This is a genomic window from Candidatus Koribacter versatilis Ellin345 (genome assembly GCF_000014005.1).
GTDB classification, from domain to species: domain Bacteria; phylum Acidobacteriota; class Terriglobia; order Terriglobales; family Acidobacteriaceae; genus Korobacter; species Korobacter versatilis_A.
The window spans coordinates 3,547,046-3,565,841 of the sequence record NC_008009.1 but is presented as its reverse complement, the minus strand read 5'-3'; the positions used below and the strand labels follow the sequence as shown (position 1 = coordinate 3,565,841).

The 18,796-nt window shown below is 59.3% G+C and carries 13 protein-coding genes; all 13 read left to right on the top strand.

Annotation, left to right across the window (positions count from 1 at the left end):
- Positions 1-18 precede the first annotated feature (18 nt).
- The 13 genes from ACID345_RS15505 (at position 19) to ACID345_RS15445 (ending at position 18,794) form a co-directional block, all read left to right on the top strand.
- Positions 19-2,757, top strand: a complete 2,739-nt coding sequence (locus ACID345_RS15505; RefSeq protein WP_011523808.1) for a bifunctional acetate--CoA ligase family protein/GNAT family N-acetyltransferase — start codon at positions 19-21, stop codon at positions 2,755-2,757.
- Positions 2,758-2,841: 84 nt separating this feature from the next.
- Complete coding sequence (locus ACID345_RS15500) at positions 2,842-6,132, top strand: DUF3857 domain-containing protein (protein WP_011523807.1); 3,291 nt, start codon at positions 2,842-2,844, stop codon at positions 6,130-6,132.
- A gap of 284 nt (positions 6,133-6,416) precedes the next feature.
- A complete protein-coding gene (locus tag ACID345_RS15495; RefSeq protein WP_011523806.1) occupies positions 6,417-7,133 on the top strand; it encodes a cytochrome c3 family protein in 717 nt (238 codons plus the stop codon).
- Positions 7,134-7,137: 4 nt separating this feature from the next.
- A complete protein-coding gene (locus tag ACID345_RS15490; RefSeq protein ID WP_228370657.1) occupies positions 7,138-10,185 on the top strand; it encodes a TAT-variant-translocated molybdopterin oxidoreductase in 3,048 nt (1,015 codons plus the stop codon).
- Positions 10,186-10,187: 2 nt separating this feature from the next.
- On the top strand, positions 10,188-11,594 hold the full coding sequence (gene nrfD, locus ACID345_RS15485) for an NrfD/PsrC family molybdoenzyme membrane anchor subunit (protein ID WP_011523804.1): 1,407 nt from the start codon (positions 10,188-10,190) through the stop codon (positions 11,592-11,594).
- The gene (locus tag ACID345_RS15480) at positions 11,594-12,139 is read left to right on the top strand and encodes a DUF3341 domain-containing protein (protein ID WP_011523803.1); all 546 of its coding nucleotides are present in this window, start codon (positions 11,594-11,596) and stop codon (positions 12,137-12,139) included. The genes nrfD and ACID345_RS15480 overlap by 1 nt, the downstream gene beginning before the upstream one ends.
- 40 nt (positions 12,140-12,179) lie before the next feature.
- Positions 12,180-12,836: a c-type cytochrome gene (locus ACID345_RS15475; RefSeq protein ID WP_011523802.1), complete on the top strand. Its 657-nt coding sequence runs from the start codon at positions 12,180-12,182 to the stop codon at positions 12,834-12,836.
- Positions 12,833-14,029 (top strand): hypothetical protein, encoded by a 1,197-nt coding sequence (locus tag ACID345_RS15470; protein ID WP_011523801.1) that lies wholly within the window; start codon positions 12,833-12,835, stop codon positions 14,027-14,029. The genes ACID345_RS15475 and ACID345_RS15470 overlap by 4 nt, the downstream gene beginning before the upstream one ends.
- A complete protein-coding gene (locus ACID345_RS15465) occupies positions 14,019-14,555 on the top strand; it encodes a hypothetical protein (protein WP_011523800.1) in 537 nt (178 codons plus the stop codon). Before ACID345_RS15470 ends, ACID345_RS15465 begins: the two co-directional genes overlap by 11 nt.
- 38 nt (positions 14,556-14,593) lie before the next feature.
- A complete protein-coding gene (locus tag ACID345_RS15460; RefSeq protein ID WP_041855764.1) occupies positions 14,594-15,466 on the top strand; it encodes an SCO family protein in 873 nt (290 codons plus the stop codon).
- A gap of 5 nt (positions 15,467-15,471) precedes the next feature.
- The gene (coxB, locus tag ACID345_RS15455; protein WP_011523798.1) at positions 15,472-16,461 is read left to right on the top strand and encodes a cytochrome c oxidase subunit II; all 990 of its coding nucleotides are present in this window, start codon (positions 15,472-15,474) and stop codon (positions 16,459-16,461) included.
- Positions 16,462-16,477: 16 nt separating this feature from the next.
- Positions 16,478-18,112 carry a cytochrome c oxidase subunit I gene (gene ctaD, locus ACID345_RS15450; protein ID WP_011523797.1) on the top strand — a complete coding sequence of 545 codons (1,635 nt, stop codon included), beginning with the start codon at positions 16,478-16,480 and terminating at the stop codon, positions 18,110-18,112.
- Positions 18,105-18,794 carry a cytochrome c oxidase subunit 3 gene (locus ACID345_RS15445; RefSeq protein WP_011523796.1) on the top strand — a complete coding sequence of 230 codons (690 nt, stop codon included), beginning with the start codon at positions 18,105-18,107 and terminating at the stop codon, positions 18,792-18,794. Before ctaD ends, ACID345_RS15445 begins: the two co-directional genes overlap by 8 nt.
- The last annotated feature ends 2 nt before the right edge of the window (positions 18,795-18,796 follow it).

Here is an 18,796-nt window from a genome sequence, read left to right as displayed (position 1 = left end):
TAAGCAGAGGCACTTTTTATGAGCGCAGGCAGTAAAGCAGGTACAAAAGCCGATCCGGCACATGACGTCCTTCGTGCAGTCGGGCATCCGCTGGATTCCATCTTCTCTCCGCAATCCGTCGCCGTGATCGGCGCGACCGAGCGCGTTGGCAGCGTCGGACGCTCCGTCTTGTGGAACATCTTGAGCAGCCCGTTCGGCGGCACCTTGTATCCCGTCAATCCCAAGCGCAACAACATTCTGGGTGTTCGCGCTTACAAAAGCATCGCCGACCTCCCTGAGCGTCCGGAGCTCGTCGTCGTCACCACTCCCGCCGACAGCGTACCCGGCATCATCCAGGAAGCGGTGGACAATGGCGTCACCGCAGGCATCGTGATTTCCGCTGGCTTTAAAGAATTCGGCGAACACGGCAAGCAACTTGAGCACGAAATCTCGCGGATCATCCGGGGCAAGATGCGCATTATCGGCCCGAACTGCCTCGGCGTGATGAACCCGATCAAAGGCCTGAACGCGACCTTCGCCAACACCATCGCCCGGCCCGGCAACGTGGCCTTCATCAGCCAGAGCGGCGCGCTCTGCACCGCCGTCCTCGACTGGAGTTTGAAAGAGAACGTCGGCTTCAGTTCATTCGTGAGCATCGGATCCATGCTCGACGTGGACTGGGGCGATCTCATCAGCTACCTCGGCAACGACCCCCGCACCCACGCGATCGTTATCTACATGGAATCGATCGGTAACGCCCGTTCCTTCCTCTCCGCCGCCCGCGAAGTCTCCCTAACTAAACCGATCATCGTCATCAAGGCCGGACGCACCGCAGCCGCCGCCAAGGCCGCTGCTTCGCACACCGGCTCCCTGACCGGTAGCGACGAAGTTCTCGACGCCGCCTTCCGCCGCGTCGGCGTGCTTCGTGTCAACACCATCGCCGACGTCTTCTATATGACGGACGTCCTCGCGAAACAGCCGCGCCCGCAGGGAAATCGTCTCTGCATCGTCACCAACGCCGGCGGCCCAGGCGTGCTTGCCACGGATGCTCTGATCCAGGGTGGTGGCGCACTCGCCGAGCTCTCCGAAGAAACCATGAAGGCCTTCGACGAACTCCTCCCGCCGCACTGGAGCCATAACAATCCCGTCGACATCCTCGGCGACGCCGAGCCCGAGCGTTACGCGAAGTCGTTGCAGATCGCCGCCAAAGATCCGAGCATCGACGGCATGCTCGTCGTCATGACCCCGCAGGGTATGACTAATCCCACGCAAATCGCCGAGCAGCTCAAGCCCTATGGCCAGTCGCTCGGCAAGCCGGTACTCGCCAGCTGGATGGGCGGCGTGGAAGTGGCTGCCGGCGAAAAAATCCTCGACCAGGCCAAGATCCCGACCTTTGCCTATCCCGACTCCGCCTGCCGCGCCTTCAATTACATGTGGCAATACTCCTACAACCTGAAGGGCATCTACGAGACGCCAACCGCTCCCGGCAGCGAAAAGGAAGGCGATCGCGCCCGCGCCGAGAAGCTCATCAACGATATTCGCCAGACCGGCCGAACCATCCTTACCGAGTACGAGTCCAAGAAACTGCTCGAGATGTACGGCATTCCGACGGTACCCACCGAAGTCGCAGCCACGGAAGAAGAAGCCGTAGCTCACGCCGACAAGATGGGCTACCCCATCGTCCTCAAGCTCTACTCCCTGACGATCACCCACAAGACCGACGTCGGTGGCGTTGTGCTCAATCTCCGCGACGCCGCAGCCGTACGTAAGGCCTTCAACGACATCAGGACCGCCGTCACTGAAAAGAAAGGCGCCGAGCACTTCCAGGGCGTCACCGTTCAACCCATGGCCAAGCTCGATGGCTATGAGCTCATTATCGGCAGCAGCCTCGATCCACAGTTCGGCCCCGTGCTGCTCTTTGGGACCGGCGGACAGTTGGTCGAAGTCTTCAAAGACCGCGCCCTTGCGATACCGCCGCTGAACTCCACGCTCGCGCGCCGCATGATGGATCAAACCAAGATCTACACCGCGCTCAAGGGTGTCCGCGGACGCAAATCCGTGGACATGGCCGCTCTCGAAAATCTTATGGTCCGCTTCAGCGAATTGATTGCCGAACAGCCTTGGATTAAGGAACTCGATATCAACCCGCTGCTCGCATCACCCGATCGCCTCCTCGCGCTCGATGCCCGCGTCGTCGTGCACGGCCCTGAAGTGAAAGCTGAGGACCTGCCGAAGACCGCCATCCGCGCCTATCCGACGAAGTACGTTGCGAAGTGGAAGATGAAGAACGGGGAAGAGGTGATGATTCGCCCCATTCGTCCCGAAGATGAGCCCACGATGATCCAGTTCCACCAGGCTCTCTCCGAACGTACTGTTTATCTCCGCTACTTCCAGCCGCTGAAGCTTTCGCAACGTACCGCGCACGAGCGTCTCACGCGCATATGCTTCGCAGACTACGATCGCGAAATGCCGCTCGTCGTCGTCCGCAAGCCGGAGAACGGCGACGCCGAAATCCTCGCTGTCGGCCGCCTCAGCAAGCTGCACGGCCGCAACGAAGCTGAACTTGCGGCGCTCGTCCGTGACGGCGCGCAGCACCTTGGCCTCGGCAGCGAGCTTTATCGCCGCATGCTGCAAGTGGCCCGCGACGAAAAGATCGCGGTAGTCAGCTCCAATATGCTGGCCGAGAACCACGAAATGCGCGCCATCTGTAAGAAACTTGGCTTCGAACTCAAGTCCGAGGTGGAAGACAACACCATCCACGCCGAACTTGCGCTGTAAATCTAAGTAATCCAGATAACGCCGCGGTCCGCCGCGGCGTTTATCATTGCAAGCACCAGCTACTTACAAGGACAATCGGGCATCATGCGCATTTCTTCTGTTCGGCTCTTTGGCATCACGCTTCTTTCGTCAATACTCTCGGTCGCTTCCTTTGCTCTCGCGCAAGACCAGAAGCCTGCTCCGCCGGCGCCTACCGGCCCGAACGTCACTCCGCCGAAGGTCGATAGATCCGACGACGCCGATTACGCCAAGCAGGCCTATGTTTACGAGAAGTTTGAAGACAAATGGCGCTTTGAGACCGACGGCACCGGCCAGGAAACCACCACGCTGCGCGTCAAGATTCAAAGCGATGCCGGCGTGAAGGCGTGGGGCCAGCTCGTCTTCGGCTACAACTCCGACAGCGACGAGATGCAGATCGCCTATGCGCGCGTCCGCAAGCCCGACGGCAAAGTCATCGACACACCGCCCGATTCCGTTCGCGATATGACCAGTTCCGTTGAACGTGAAGCCCCGGTCTACACTGACTATCGTGAGAAGCACCTGACCGTTTCTTCGCTCCAGGTCGGCGACATCCTTGAGTACCAGCGCATTCGCAAAATCACGAAGCCCGCTACGCCGAATGAGTTCTTCACCGAGCACACCTTCATGAAGAACTACATCATCCTCGACGAACAGATCGAGTTCGATGTTCCCGTCAAGGCCAACGCCAAGCTCAAATCTCTCCCGGGCTTCGAACCTACCTCCACGCGTACCGAGGGCGATCGCACCATATATTCCTGGAAGCGCTCAAACCTGAAGGTCGAGGACGAAGAAGAGAAGCAGAAGCGCGAAAAGAAAAAGGGGAAGAAGCCGCAGGAATTTGCCGACGTCCAACTCACCACCTTCAACAGTTGGGAGCAAATCGGCAAGTGGTACCAGGACCTCCAGCGTGATCGCGTTGCGCCCACGCCTGAAATCAAAGCCAAAGCCGCGGAGCTGACCAAGGGCCTCACTACCGACGAAGACAAGATCGCTGCTCTCTATCGCTACGTCGCCACCGGCTATCGCTACGTGAGCCTCTCGCTCGGCGTCGGACGCTTCCAACCCCGTGCTGCCTCCGTCACCATGCAGGACAAGTACGGCGACTGCAAAGACAAGGCGACGCTTCTCTCATCGCTACTGATCGCATCCGGCTATAAGCCCGCGAACGTCCTCATCCACACCTTCGTCAAGCTCCAGGATGACTTCCCGACCCCAGCCTCCTTCAACCACGTCATCACCGAAGTCAAAGCCGGCGATAAAGAATTCTGGATGGACAGCACGACGGAGGTCGCACCCTTCCGCCTCCTCACCTGGAACATCCGCAAAAAGAAAGCCCTGCTCGTTCCCGTGGATGGCCAGCCGCACGTCGTGGAAACGCCCGCCGATCCGCCATTCACCAGCCTTGAGACCATCAACGTCGCCGGCAAGATCAACGAGCTCGGCACCGCTGACCTCCACCTGCAGATCATCTCGCGCGGCGACAGCGAGCTCCAGCTTCGTAGCGTCTTCCGCAACTACGGCCAGGCAAACTATCAGAAATTGATGGAGAACATCTCGCGCGTCCTCGGCGTCCCCGGCGACGTCAGCGACGTCAAGGTCTCCGATCCCGCCGACACCGTGAAGCCGTTCAGCATGGAGTGCAACGTCAAAGTCCAGAACGCGATCGAGTGGAAAGACAAGACCGGCACCCTCGGCGTTCCGTTCGGCTCCATGAATCTCTCCGAAGAGCCGTCGGATCCCGGCCCTGACACCGAACCGCTCCCGCTCGGCGGATCTCCCGGCGAGTATCGCGTCATCATGAAAGTTGACCTGCCGGAGAAGTACACCCTCCGCCTGCCTGCCTCCATGAGCGTCAAGCGCGATTACAGCGAGTACTCCTCGAACTACACGCAGGACAAGTCCACATTCGTCGCCGAACGATACCTGCACATCATGCAGCGTGAAGTGCCGATCAAACGTTTCGGTGATTACCACGCCTACCGCCTCGCGGTGAACTCCGATCACGGGCAAGCGCTCACCCTCACCCGCACCGACGCCAGCGTCGCCGGCGCCGAAAAAGACGCCAAGGCCGACGACCTTTTCGACGCCGCGCAGGCCGCCGTTCGCGCCGAAAATTATCAGAACGCCATCGAGCTTCTGCAGCGCGCGCTCGTCCTCGAGCCTGAGCACAAGTACGGATGGGACGCCCTCGCCGAGACCTACTACAACGCCGGCGACCTCAACAAAGCCATCGAGTACTACAAGAAGCAGCTTGAGGTGAATCCCTACGACGACCTCGCCAACACCGGTCTGGCGCAGGTCTACATGACGCAGTACAAGTACGACGACGCTCTCGCGGCCTTCAAGAAGCAGGCCGAAATCAATCCGCTCGACAAGACTGCGCACCTCGGCATCGGTCAGGTCGACATCATTCGTGAAGACTACAAGGCCGCCGTGCCTGAACTCGAGCGCGCCGTATCGATCCTTCCGCAGTCGTCGGTCGCTCGCTACATGCTGGGCAACGCGTATCTCAACACTGGTCAGACCGAGAAGGCGATCACCGCCTTCGAAGAATCCGTCAAGCTCGACGCCAACAATCCCATGACGTGGAACGACATCGCCTACGCGCTCGCCGACAAAGACGTCAAACTCGACAAGGCCGAGCAGTACGCGCAGAGTTCCGTCAGTACCACGCAGTCCTACCTGCGCAACCTGCCCGCGGAGCAGGCCCTCAAAGCTGGCCCGCAAATGACCGCCAGCCTCGCCGCTGCCTGGGACACCCTCGGCTGGGTCTACTACAAACAGGGCAAACAGAAAGAAGCCGAAGAATTCATCCACGCCGCTTTCGATCAGGACCCGCACTCCGAAGTCGCGGAGCACCTCGCGATCTTCGCCGAGAAGCGTAACGACAAGAAGGCAGCCGCCGAGTACTACGCCATGGCCCTCGCTGGCGATCGTCCTGCGCCTCGCTATCGTGAGAAGCTGATCACCCTCGCTTCGATCAAGGATGCCGACGTCGAGGCGAAGATCAAAGAAGCCAAGGTCAAGCTCGACGCTGAACGATTCCTCAAGCTCAACAACGCTGGTTGGACCGGTAAAGCCGAATTCGTACTGACTTTTACCGCTTCCAAACAAGCGTCAGATGCGCAGTGGAAGTCTGGCGCCGACTCGCTCAAGCCCGCGGCCAAAGCGCTTATGGCGATGAGCTACCCCATCACTCTGCCGTCAGGGGAGTACCGCATCTTCCGTCGCGTGCTCGTCAGTTGCGAAGCAGGGAAGGACTGCAGCGTGTTGCTGTATGGCGCCGAAGATCGCGAGAGCACCGTTGATGTGCCCACCGCAGCGTCAATGAGCGACACCAAACCCGCGAATTAACCATCAATTCGCAGAACTCGAAGCAAGATCAGTGCGCATCTCGCAAATGAGATGCGCTTTTTTTTGCTTCTTCGCTAATCACAAATTGTTTTCCGCAACAAAATCGCAGAACCCTCTTTTCATCTCGCCCACCCTTGTTGTTATAATCACGGGTTCATGTGACGTGCGTCACAGACTCTGTGCTTGTCCACCTTTGCATTTTGTCGTTAACCCTACACGGGTAGCCAGTCGTCGAGGCCTTCCATACTCGTGTTCAACCCGGACTTAAACGGGAAGCTCGGTAAATGGCTCAGATTTTTCACAGAAGTACGAATTCAATCGCACGTATCTCGATTCTGGCCGCCATCATTTTAGTGAGCGGACTTCTTTGGGCTGCACTTGAGTTGCAGCGCTCGCCCTATGTCACGTATGCGGGCGTTGCTCACATGCAACCGGTGCCCTTCAGCCATCAGCACCACGTCGGCGGTCTCGGGCTAGATTGCCGCTATTGCCACACCTCCGTGGAAATCTCCGGATATGCCGGCATCCCCCCGACCAAGACCTGTATGAATTGCCACTCGCAGATCTGGACCAACGCGCCGCTGCTTGAACCGGTGCGCGAAAGCTTCCGGTCCGGCAAGTCGCTGGTCTGGTCGCGTGCCAATGATCTCCCCGACTACGTGTATTTCGATCACAGCATTCACATCAACAAGGGCGTCGGCTGCAACACCTGCCACGGTCCGGTTGATCGCATGCCCCTGATGTACAACCAGGCCTCGCTGCAGATGGAGTGGTGCCTCGATTGCCACCGCGCTCCGGAAAAGTACCTCCGGCCGCGCGACCAGGTATTCAACATGCGCTACGAGCAGCCGACCTCAGAACGTCCGGTCGAACTGCCGGCCGCAAATGGTCAAGGCGCTGTCAAATTCACCGAACAAAGCGCACTTGGCAACGAATTGAAAACTCGCTACCACCTGCGGTCTGTGAAAGACATTACGAGCTGCAGCACCTGTCATCGCTAGGAACATGATGGATAACGGATCAAAGAAGAACGGCGCGGACGTTTGCCCCAGCAAGAAGGGCAAGCTCGAACTCGCCGACGTGAAACAGCAGTTGGCGGCGGCCAAGGACGGCCCGCAATATTGGCGCAGCCTCGATGAACTCTCCAATACGGATGAGTTCCAGGAAATGCTGCACCGCGAATTTCCGCGGCAGGCCTCGGAGTGGGTAGACGACGGTGGCAGTTCCCGCCGCGACTTCCTCAAGCTGATGAGCGCTTCGTTGGCGCTCGCCGGACTTACCGCCTGTACCAAGCAGCCGATCGAGCCGATCGTTCCTTACGTTCGCCAGCCCGAAGAATTGACCCTTGGCAAGCCCCTCTTCTTCGCAACCGCGAACACCGTCGGCGGCTACGCCGTGCCGGTTCTCGCGGAAAGCCATGAAGGTCGGCCAACTAAGCTGGAAGGGAACCCGCAGCACCCCGCGACGCTCGGCGGTACCGATGTCTTTACTCAGGCCTCGGTTCTCACCATGTACGATCCCGACCGCTCGCAGGTCGTAATGCTCGATAACGAGATCCGCACCTGGGGCTCGTTTGTCGGTGCCGTTGCGAATCCGCTGGCCGCGCAGAAGGCCGTGCAGGGCGCTGGACTTCGACTTCTCACTCGCTCGACCACATCGCCAACGCTTGGCGCGCAGATCAAGCAGCTTCTGCAGACTTATCCGCAGGCAAAGTTGGTGCAGTACGACCCGGCGGGTCGCGACAACGCTCGCGCTGGTTCGCAACTTGCCTTCGGTCAGTACGTCGAGACGCAGTACAACCTCGACAAGGCCGACATAATTCTTTCGCTCGATGGCGATTTCCTCTCCAGCGGATTCCCCGGCTTTCACAAGTACGCCCGCAACTTCTCGCAGCGCCGCCAGCCCGACCTCAAAGAGAAAATGGTTCGGTTCTACATGGCGGAGAGCACGCCGACCAACACCGGCGGCAAGGCCGATCACCGCATCCCGATGCGCGCCTCCGATGTCGAACAATTCGGACGTGCCATCGCCGCGGGCATCGGAGTAGCTGGCGCTGGTGGTTCAGCAAAGCAGGAGTGGCAAAACCAGGTTGCCGCAATAGTCTCGGATCTCAACAAGCACAAGGGCGCCGCCGTCGTCGTGGTCGGTGAGCATCAACCACCCGCGGTTCATGCTCTCGCGCACTCCATGAATGCCGCTCTCGGCGCGGTTGGCACGACCGTTACGTATACCGAGCCGATCGAACAGATTCCCGCGGATCAAACTGCCGGCCTCAAGGAACTCGTCGCCGACATGAACTCCGGCAAGGTGGACTTGCTGGTCGTCATGGGCGCGAACCCGGTATACGAAGCCCCCGCCGACCTCGCCTTCCTCGACGCCTTTAAGAAAGTCGCGGTCCGCATCCATCACGGCCTCTACGTCGACGAAACCGCGGTCTTGTCGCACTGGCACATCAACGGTACGCACTTCCTCGAGCAGTGGGGCGATGTTCGTGCCTTCGACGGCACCGTCACCATCCAGCAACCGCTGATTGCTCCGCTCTACAACGGCAAGAGCCAGTACGAATTCGTCGCCGCGCTCAACGGGCAAGGTTCCACCAGCGGCTATGAACTGGTAAAGGGCACGTGGCAGAAGCAGCACACGGGCGCCGATTTCGAAGCCTGGTGGCGCAAGGCTGTGCACGATGGCCTCATCGCCGGCACCGCCGCACCCGCAAAAACTGTCAGCGCGAAGGGCGCTCCCGCCGCGACGAACGCCGCCAGCGACAGCGCGATGGAGCTCATCTTCCGCCGCGATCCCATGATTTACGACGGCGAATACTCCAACAACGGCTGGCTCCAGGAAGCTCCGAAGCCGATCACGCAGCTCACTTGGGACAATCCCATCGAGATGAACGTGACCCAGGCGGAGCAGATGGGAATCAAGACCGAGGACGAACTCGAGATCACCGTCGATGGCCGCAAGATCGTTGGCGGCGCTTGGCTCACGCCCGGTCACCCTAAGAATTCAGTCACTGTCTTCCTGGGCTATGGCCGAACGCGCGCTGGCCGAGTGGGCACTGGCACAGGGTACAACGCCTATCAGGCCCGCACCTCCGACAAACAGTGGATCGTGAATGGCGTCCAGATCGCGAAGACCGGCAAGAAGTTCCTCTTCGCCACCACGCAAGGCTGGCAAAACATGGATGGCCGCGACCTGGTTCGCGTCGCCACCCTCGAAGACTTCATTGCCAATCCCGAGTTCGCGCACGAAAAGACGGAAGCTCCAGTCGAAGGGCTCACCATCTTCCAGCCCTACGACTACAGCGAAAAGCCGGGTGAGACTCGCTACAAGTGGGGCATGGCGATTGATCTCAACTCCTGCATTGGTTGCAAGAGCTGCGTCGTCGCTTGCGTCTCTGAGAACAACATCCCGGTCGTTGGCAAGGAACTCGTTAAACGCGGCCGCCACATGCACTGGCTCCGCGTCGACAACTATCACGAGGGCTCGCCCGACGATCCCAAGACCTACTACCAGCCGGTGCCTTGCCAGCAATGCGAGAACGCGCCCTGCGAGTTGGTCTGCCCGGTCGGCGCCACCGTTCACAGCAGTGAAGGCCTGAACGACATGGTCTACAACCGCTGCGTGGGCACGCGTTATTGTTCGAACAATTGCCCATACAAGGTGCGTCGCTTCAACTTCCTGCTTTATCAAGATTGGGAAACGCCACAGTACAAGATGATGCGCAATCCGGATGTCTCGGTGCGCAGCCGTGGCGTGATGGAGAAGTGCAACTACTGCGTGCAGCGCATTACGCACGCCCGCATCAACTCTGAGCGCGATGGGCGCCGCATTGCGGATGGCGAATTCACCACCGCGTGCGCGCAGGCGTGCCCGGCGAGCGCTATCACCTTCGGCGATCTCAACGATCCCAATAGCCAGGTAGCCAAGCTTCGCGCGCAGCAGCGCAATTACGGATTGCTGGAAGACTTGAACAACCGTCCGCGCACCACATATATGGCGGTGGTCCGCAACCCGAACCCTGAACTCGAGCATGCCATGGAGCGGAAGTAACGATGCATCAAGGTCCAGACGAGAAAACAGTCTTACAAGACGTCCTTGAGCCGGGCGAACCACCAGTACTTGCCCCCGGACACGACTTCGGCACGGTTTCGGACAAGATCTCCGCGATCGTGCTCCGTCGCCCGCTGGGGCTGGGCTGGACGGGCGCTGCCTTCATCGGCTTCGTCTTCGTCAACCTGCTCCTCATGGCCGTCACCTGGTTGTTCCTGCGCGGTGTCGGCATCTGGGGCATCAACGTTCCGGTGGCATGGGGCTTCGCGATCATCAACTTCGTGTGGTGGGTCGGTATCGGCCACGCGGGCACGCTGATCTCTGCCATCCTGCTGCTCCTCAAGCAGACTTGGCGTAACTCCATCAACCGTTTCGCCGAAGCCATGACGCTCTTCGCCGTGGCCTGCGCCGGCATGTTCCCGCTCTTCCACGTCGGTCGCCCTTGGTTGGCCTACTGGTTGTTCCCGTATCCCAACTCCATGGGGGTGTGGCCGCAGTTCCGCAGCCCGCTCGTATGGGACGTCTTCGCGGTCTCTACTTACGCCACCGTCTCCGCGATTTTCTGGTTCGTCGGCCTCATCCCCGACATCGCCACCCTCCGCGATAGCGCGAAAAATCCCTACGCACGGACGATTTACGGCTTGCTCGCCATGGGATGGCGCGGCTCCGCCCGGCACTGGAAGCGTTATCAGTCGGTGTACCTGCTCCTCGCCGGCCTCGCCACGCCCCTCGTCCTCTCCGTGCATACGGTCGTGTCCTTCGACTTCGCCGTCGCGCAATTGCCCGGATGGCACACCACGATCTTCCCGCCATACTTCGTCGCAGGCGCCATCTACTCCGGCTTCGCCATGGTTCTCGTTCTGGCGATTCCGATCCGTCACTACTACGGCGTGAGCGACATGATCACCTCGCGCCACCTCGAGAATGCCGCCAAGATCATGCTCGCCACCGGCCTCATTGTGGCTTACGGCTACTTCATGGAAATCTTCATGGCGTTCTACGGGACGAATATCTACGAGCGCGCCATTGTGTGGACTCGTTGGCGCGGGCCGTACGCTCCGGGATATTGGGCGTTGATCGCCTGTAACATTCTCATCCCGCAAGTCCTGTGGATCCCGAAGGTTCGTAAGAGCCCGTTTTGGCAGTTCGTCATCTCAATGGACATCCTCATCGGCATGTGGCTGGAACGCTTCATCATCGTCGTCACCAGCTTGCACCGCGACTTCCTGCCCTCCTCGTGGGGCATGTACACCCCAACCCGTTGGGACTGGGCGACCTACCTCGGTACGCTCGGCTTCTTCCTCTTCGCGTTCGTGTTGTTCATCCGCGTGCTGCCGATGATCACTATTTTCGAAATCAAAGCGCTGCTGCCCGAATCTGAGCCGCACGCGGTGGAGGTGAAGGCGTAATGGAACACGCGCCCGCTACTCCCATCTACGGCCTCATGGCTGAGTTCGACGACATCGGCTCGCTGCTCAACGCCGCGAAAAAAGCCTACGCCGCCGGCTATCGCCAAATGGACGCCTACTCTCCGTTCCCGAACGAAGAGCTTTCTGACGCTATCGGTTTCCCTAAGACCCGCGTTCCGCTCATCGTGCTGATCGGCGGAATCATGGGTGGGCTCTCGGCCTTCGCGCTGCAATATTGGTGCTCGGCCATCAGCTACCCTGTCGTCGTCGCTGGCCGTCCGTATAATTCATGGCCCGCGTTCGTCATCCCGTGCTTCGAACTCACGATTCTCTTCGCGTCGCTTTCTGGTGTCTTCGGCATGCTCGCCTTGAACGGTCTGCCTATGCCGTATCACCCGGTCTTCAACGTGGACCGCTTCGCCGCCGCAAGCCGCGACAAGTTCTTCCTCTGCCTCGAGGCCGCGGATCCCATGTTCGACCGCATTCGGTCCGAACAGTTCCTCGCCGACCTCAAGCCGGAATTCATCACGGAGGTGCCCCATTAATACGCGGAGCACTTCCACCCCGAAAACAATGGGAACTCGATTGACTCGCATCACCGCGGCCGCGCTCCTCGGCATCTCCGGCTTGATCCTCGCCGGTTGCCGTCAGGACATGCACGACCAGCCCAAGTTCATTCCTTTGCGAATGAGCGACTTCTTCGCTGATAAGCGCAGCGCTCGCCCGATGGTTGAGGGCACCGTCGCGCGCGGCCAGTTGAAGGAAGACACCTATTTCTATACCGGCAAAATCGGCACCCAGGAAGGCGATGTGATGCCGTTCCCGGTCACCGCCGACGTTCTTGCCCGCGGCCAGCAGCGCTACAACATCTATTGTTCGCCCTGCCACTCCGAACTCGGCGACGGCAACGGAATGATCGTCCAGCGTGGCCTGCGCCGTCCGCCGTCGTATCACACCGATCGTCTCCGCAAGGCGCCCATCGGACACTTCTTCGACGTCATGACCAACGGCTTCGGCGCCATGCCCGACTACGCTACGCAGATCCCAGTCGCGGATCGCTGGGCAATCTCGGCCTACATCCGGGCTTTGCAATTAAGCCAGAATGCGCAGCAGGCCGACGTTCCTGCTGGCATGCAAGTCGTACCCGAGAGCCAACTGACTTCAACCGTCCCCGCCACCAACACGCCGGGATCCGGAGCAACAGAGCCTCCGAAACAAGTAAAGGGAGGCGAAACCAAGTGAGCGACACGCACGTGAGAGAGTTCGATTACACCGTTCCTGCCGCCGCTGCCGGTTGGCAAAGGAACTCGGTCATCATCGGCGTCATCGGCGCGATTGCGCTTGCAGTGATCGGCGTGTTTTGGCACCAGGCCTTCATGCGCGGCTATCTCGTCGGTTTCATGCTCTGGCTGGGCCTCAGCCTCGGCTGCATGGCTCTGCTGATGCTGCAGTACGTCACTGGCGGACTTTGGGGCTTGGTTTCGCGCCGCTTCCTCGAGGCTGCCGCAAAAGGCTTCCCGTTGATGGCGATCATCTTTATCCCATTCGCCATTGCCGCACCCAGCTTCTATCCGTGGGTTGATCACCAGACCTGGTGGCTGAATTTCCCCTGGTTCTACATTCGCGCCGCCATCTACTTCGTCATCTGGACGGCCCTCTCTTACACCGTCAGCGGATGGGGCCGTCGCTACGATGAAGGTCCAGCGCCATCGCTCTCCGGAAAGCTGCAGGCGATCTCCGCACCGGGCCTGATCCTCTACGTCTTCACCATCACCTTCGCGGCGGTGGATTGGGTCATGTCCCTTACGCACGGTTGGGTATCCACCATCTATGGTCTGCTCTATCTCGCTGGCCAGGGTCTCTCGGCCTTAGCCTTCGTGATTATCATGCTGTGGCTGGTGAGCAAGTACGAGCCCTATCGCACGATCGTCACCCGCACCCAGGTTCACGACATCGGTAAGCTGATGATGGCCTTTACGCTGTTGTGGGCATACTTTTCCTACTCGCAGTTCCTCATCACCTGGTCCGCGAACCTGCCGGAAGAAATCCAGTGGTACCTGCATCGCATCCGCGGGGCTTGGGCGCCGGTCGCGATCTTCATCGTCATGTTCCACTTCTTCGTTCCGTTCGGCATCATGCTGTCGCAAGAGTTCAAGCGAAGCCTGAACAGGCTTTGGATGCTAGCGGTGTTCATGATCTTTATGCGAGTGGTGGACCTTTTCTGGTACATCGCGCCGAACTTCGACGCACCGCATCCGGAGCAAGCGGGTGCATTCCCGGAACTCCAGGTTCTCCTTGCCGTCGCCGCGTCAGTCATAGGTATCGGCGGACTCTGGCTTGCGTTCTTCTTCTTTAACTTGCGCAAGGCGCCGCTAGCCCCGGCGTACGACCCGCAAATGCCGCTGTTGTTGAGCATGAGCGAACATGGACACTAATAATCATTCGCATCCCGCGGTGAACACCGACGTCGGGTTCGACAAGTCGGACCTGAGCGTTCGTGGCATCGTCATCTTTCTTGCCGGTGTCGGCATCGCCGGCGTCGTATCGCACCTGGTGATCTGGGGAATGTTCGTCGGCGCACAGAAAGTCGTGCCCTACGATCAGAACCCGAACCCCATGGCGACGATGGTCACCGGAACTGAAGCCCCTCCGCTGACCAATGCCGGTCCGCAGAGCGTCGTCAGCTTCCCTGAGCCTCGTCTCCAGACCGATGACACCGCGGACATGAGCAAGTTTAAGGAAGAAGAAGACAAGCACCTCTACGCAGCTCATCCGTATCAGGGCGCCGACGGCACCATCCACCTCAACATCAATGACGCGATGGCGCTCGTAGCGCAGCGTGGCCTGCCCACCCGCCAAGCCGGTCAGCAGCCCACCGCGACCGCCAACACCGATAAGCAAACCGCTCCCAAGCCAGCCGCAGGCGCGAAGCCCGCTGCCGGTTCACCGGGCGTGCAGTAGAGCAACATCCGCTTCGGCGGAGAGAAACGGAAACAAGAGTGAAGCGTAGCAACAAATTTCTCGCATGGATGGCCCTCCCGCTGCTCGCAGTGAGCGCGGCGATTGCCCAGCCGCCTGCGGCGTTCATGGAGAAACAAAATTCGGGCCCCGCATCGCAAGTCGATCCTGCCAGCCTCAAGGACATCGGTATCGACCAGCACCTCGACACGCAGATTCCTCTCGACCTTCAATTCAAGGACGAGAACGGCAACATCGTGAAACTCGGCGACTACTTCAAGAAGGGCCGCCCCGTCATCCTCACGATGGTCTATTACCAGTGCCCCATGCTGTGCAGCGAGGTCCTGCAAGGGCTCAACAGCGCTCTACAGACCATGACGTTCAGTGCGGGCAATCAGTTTGAAGTCATCACCGTCAGCATCGATCCGCGCGATACGCCTGAACTCGCGAAAGAGAAGAAGGCCAGCTTCCTGAAGGAATACAACCGGCCCGGGGCCGAAGATGGCTGGCACTTCCTCACCGTGAACGATCCGAAGGATGTCGCCAAGCTCGCGAATGTCGTGGGTTGGAAGTACCGCTGGGATCCCAAGATGCAGCAGTTCATTCACGCTGCCGGCATCATGATCGTGACCCCGCAGGGCAAGCTCGCGCAGTACTACTACGGAATCGAATACGCACCCAAGGATTTGCGTCTCGGCCTCGTCGAGGCGTCGCAGGACAAGATTGGAAACCTCGTGGACAAAGTGGTTCTGTATTGCTACCACTACGATCCACACACCGGAAAATACGGCGCTGTTGTTGCGAATTTGTTGCGCATCTTCGGCGCCGCAACCGTTTTGCTATTAGGGGGCTTTATCGTGCTGATGGTTCGCCGTGACTCGCACGCTGGCCGCCATGAGACAGGACAGGCCTGAGCGATATGTGGGAACAGCTTCCATTATTTCCGGCGCAAGCCTCGAAGATCGCGCCGCAGGTAGATATTCTTTTCTTCTTCCTGTGTGCTGTCACAGTGTTCTTTTCACTGCTGATCGCGTTCGTCGTTGTCTTCTTCGCCGTTAAGTACCGCAAAGAAAAGCATCCGCACGCCGAACAGATCGAGGGCTCCGTTCCTCTCGAACTGACTTGGACATTGATCCCCCTCGCCATCGCCATGGTGATGTTCGTCTGGGGCGCAAGCATCTTCTTCATCGAAAGCCGCCCCCCGCGCGATGCCATGGAGATTTACGCCGTCGGCAAGCAGTGGATGTGGAAGTTCCAGCACGTCGAAGGTGTCCGCGAAATCAATACCCTCCACGTTCCCATGGGCCGCGACGTCAAGATGATCATGTCCTCGCAGGACGTCATCCACGACTTCTTCGTCCCCGCGTTCCGCGTCAAGGCCGATGTTCTGCCCGGGCGCTACAGCGTGGTCTGGTTCCATCCGACCAAGGCCGGTACCTACCATCTCTTTTGCGCACAGTATTGCGGCACCCAGCACTCCGGCATGATTGGCGAAGTCATCGTCATGGAGCCGGATGAATACGAGGCATGGCTCAGCGGTGGCGGTGCGGAAGGCTCGCTCTCCGGCACCGGACAGAAGCTGTTCCAACAGTACGGTTGCGCCACCTGCCACCGTTCGGATACCCAGGGCCGCGGCCCGAACCTTACCGGTGTCTTCGGTAAGCCCGTGCTGCTTGATGACGGCCGCACCGTCGTAGCCGATGAAAATTACGTTCGCGAATCAATCCTGAATCCCGGGGCAAAAGTCGTCAGCGGCTTCAAGCCGATCATGCCGACTTTCCAGGGACAACTCAGTGAAGAACAACTTATCGCGCTGGTGGAGTACGTGAAGTCGCTCGCCGGACCGAACCCCAATAGCGCACCTGTAACGAACCGTCCCGTTGTGCCGAACAACGCGACCCAGCAGTAAGGGCTAAGGACAAACAATGGCAACAACAGCAATCAATCAGTCCGTGGAAAAAGAGACCTACCTCAATGCAGGGTACGGTCTGAAGTCATGGCTCTTGACGAAGGACCACAAGCGCATCGCGATCCTCTACTTGATCTCGATCACCGTGTTCTTCGCAATTGGCGGGTTCTTCGCCATGCTCATCCGTCTTGAGCTGCTGACCCCCGCGGGCGACTTGGTCGAAGCCGACACCTACAACAAGCTCTTCTCGATGCATGGCATCATCATGGTGTTCTTCTTCCTGATCCCGTCCATCCCTGCGACGCTCGGCAATTTCCTCGTGCCCCTCATGGTCGGCGCCAAGGACTTGGCCTTCCCGCGCATCAACCTGCTGAGCTGGTATCTCTACATCATTGGCGGAACCATGGCGCTCGTCGCCATGTTCATGGGCGGCGTTGACACCGGCTGGACCTTCTACACTCCGCTCAGCACCGAGTACGTCAATACTAACGTGATCCCGGTTGCCCTCGGCGTCTTCGTCGCCGGGTTCTCGTCCATCTTCACTGGACTGAATATCATCGTGACCATCCACCGCATGCGCGCTCCCGGTATGACCTGGAGCCGCCTGCCACTCTTCATCTGGTCGCATTATGCCGCCAGCCTGATCATGGTCCTCGGTACGCCGGTTGTTGCTATCACCCTGGTGCTCGCCGCTCTCGAGCGCGCCTTCCACATCGGCATCTTCAACCCGCAGCTTGGCGGAGACCCGGTGCTCTTCCAGCACCTCTTCTGGTTCTATTCGCATCCCGCCGTCTACATCATGATTCTGCCTTCGATGGCGGTGATCTCCGAGATCGTGCCCTGCTTCACGCGTAAGCGCATCTTCGGATATGAATTCGTTGCGCTCTCCTCGATCGGCATCGCCGTCCTCGGCTTCCTCGTGTGGGCGCACCACATGTTCGTCGCCGGAATCTCGGTGTACGCTGCTCTGGTTTTCTCGCTTCTGAGCTACCTCGTCGCCATCCCGTCCGCCGTAAAGGTCTTCAACTGGACGGCTACGATGTTCAAAGGCTCCATCAGCTTCGAGACCCCGATGCTCTACGCCTTCGGGTTCATTGGACTGTTCACCATCGGCGGACTCACCGGCTTGTTCCTCGCCAACCTCGGCGTCGACATCCACGTCCACGACACTTACTTCGTGATCGCGCACTTCCACTACATCATGGTCGGCGGTGCCATCATGGGTTATCTCGGCGGACTCCACTTCTGGTGGCCCAAGATGACCGGCCGCATGTATCCCGAAGCCTGGGCAAAGCTCTCGGCGCTGCTCGTCTTCGTCGGCTTCAACCTCACCTTCTTCCCGCAATTCGTTCTCGGATACATGGGCATGCCGCGTCGCTATCACGCCTACGCCCCTGAATTCCAGGTTCTGAACGTGCTCTCCACCGCCGGCGCTTCGGTGCTCGCCGTGGGATATCTGTTCCCGCTCTTCTATTTCCTGTGGTCGCTGAAGTATGGGCAGATCGCACCCAACAATCCGTACAACGCCGTTGGTTTGGAGTGGATGACGCAATCGCCGCCACCCGCCCACAACTTCGATAAGACACCTGTTGTCACCTGGGAAGCCTACGATTACGAGAACCAGCCCCAGGAGGAGGTCCCCGTTGTCTAGCGACCAGGCCGTTGTAGCCAGCGAGCTGCAACATCACTTTCGCGACATGGAGCAGCAGAAGGAAACTGCCACATTCGGTATGTGGATTTTCCTGATCACCGAAATCATGTTCTTCGGTGGCATGTTCTGCGCGTACCTGATCTATCGCCTGTCTTACTACCAATCCTGGGTGGATGGCAGCCAGCGCATGGACATCACGCTCGGCGCCATCAACACCGCCGTGCTCATCTTCTCCTCGCTCACCATGGCCATGGCCGTGCACTCGGCGCAGGTAGGGAAGCGCAACCTCATCATCCTCTTCCTCATCCTGACCTTGGTCCTCGGCTGTGTGTTCCTCGGTATCAAGGCCGTCGAATACCACGACCACTGGGAGAACCACGAACTCCCCGGTAAGTACTTCTCCGGCCTCGATAAGAACGGAGTAGATAAGGGCTGGCACGACGTGCCGCATACCTCGCTCTACTTCGCCCTCTATTTCGCGATGACCGGCATGCACGCTACCCACATGATCATCGGCGCTGGATTGTTGATCTGGTTGATCGTGGCTGCGTATAAAGGCAAATTTAACGAGAACTACTTCTCGCCGGTCGAGAACGTCGGACTGTATTGGCACTTCGTCGATATTGTCTGGATCTATTTATTCCCGCTGCTCTACTTGATCAGCCACAAGCACACAGGATAAGC

Coding starts and splice junctions, on each gene's coding strand:
- ACID345_RS15490 (WP_228370657.1), top strand. CDS start 7,138: ATGATGGATAACGGATCAAAGAAGAACGGCGCGGACGTTTGCCCCAGC.
- ctaD (WP_011523797.1), top strand. CDS start 16,478: ATGGCAACAACAGCAATCAATCAGTCCGTGGAAAAAGAGACCTACCTC.
- ACID345_RS15495 (WP_011523806.1), top strand. CDS start 6,417: ATGGCTCAGATTTTTCACAGAAGTACGAATTCAATCGCACGTATCTCG.
- ACID345_RS15480 (WP_011523803.1), top strand. CDS start 11,594: ATGGAACACGCGCCCGCTACTCCCATCTACGGCCTCATGGCTGAGTTC.
- ACID345_RS15465 (WP_011523800.1), top strand. CDS start 14,019: ATGGACACTAATAATCATTCGCATCCCGCGGTGAACACCGACGTCGGG.
- ACID345_RS15505 (WP_011523808.1), top strand. CDS start 19: ATGAGCGCAGGCAGTAAAGCAGGTACAAAAGCCGATCCGGCACATGAC.
- nrfD (WP_011523804.1), top strand. CDS start 10,188: ATGCATCAAGGTCCAGACGAGAAAACAGTCTTACAAGACGTCCTTGAG.
- ACID345_RS15500 (WP_011523807.1), top strand. CDS start 2,842: ATGCGCATTTCTTCTGTTCGGCTCTTTGGCATCACGCTTCTTTCGTCA.
- coxB (WP_011523798.1), top strand. CDS start 15,472: ATGTGGGAACAGCTTCCATTATTTCCGGCGCAAGCCTCGAAGATCGCG.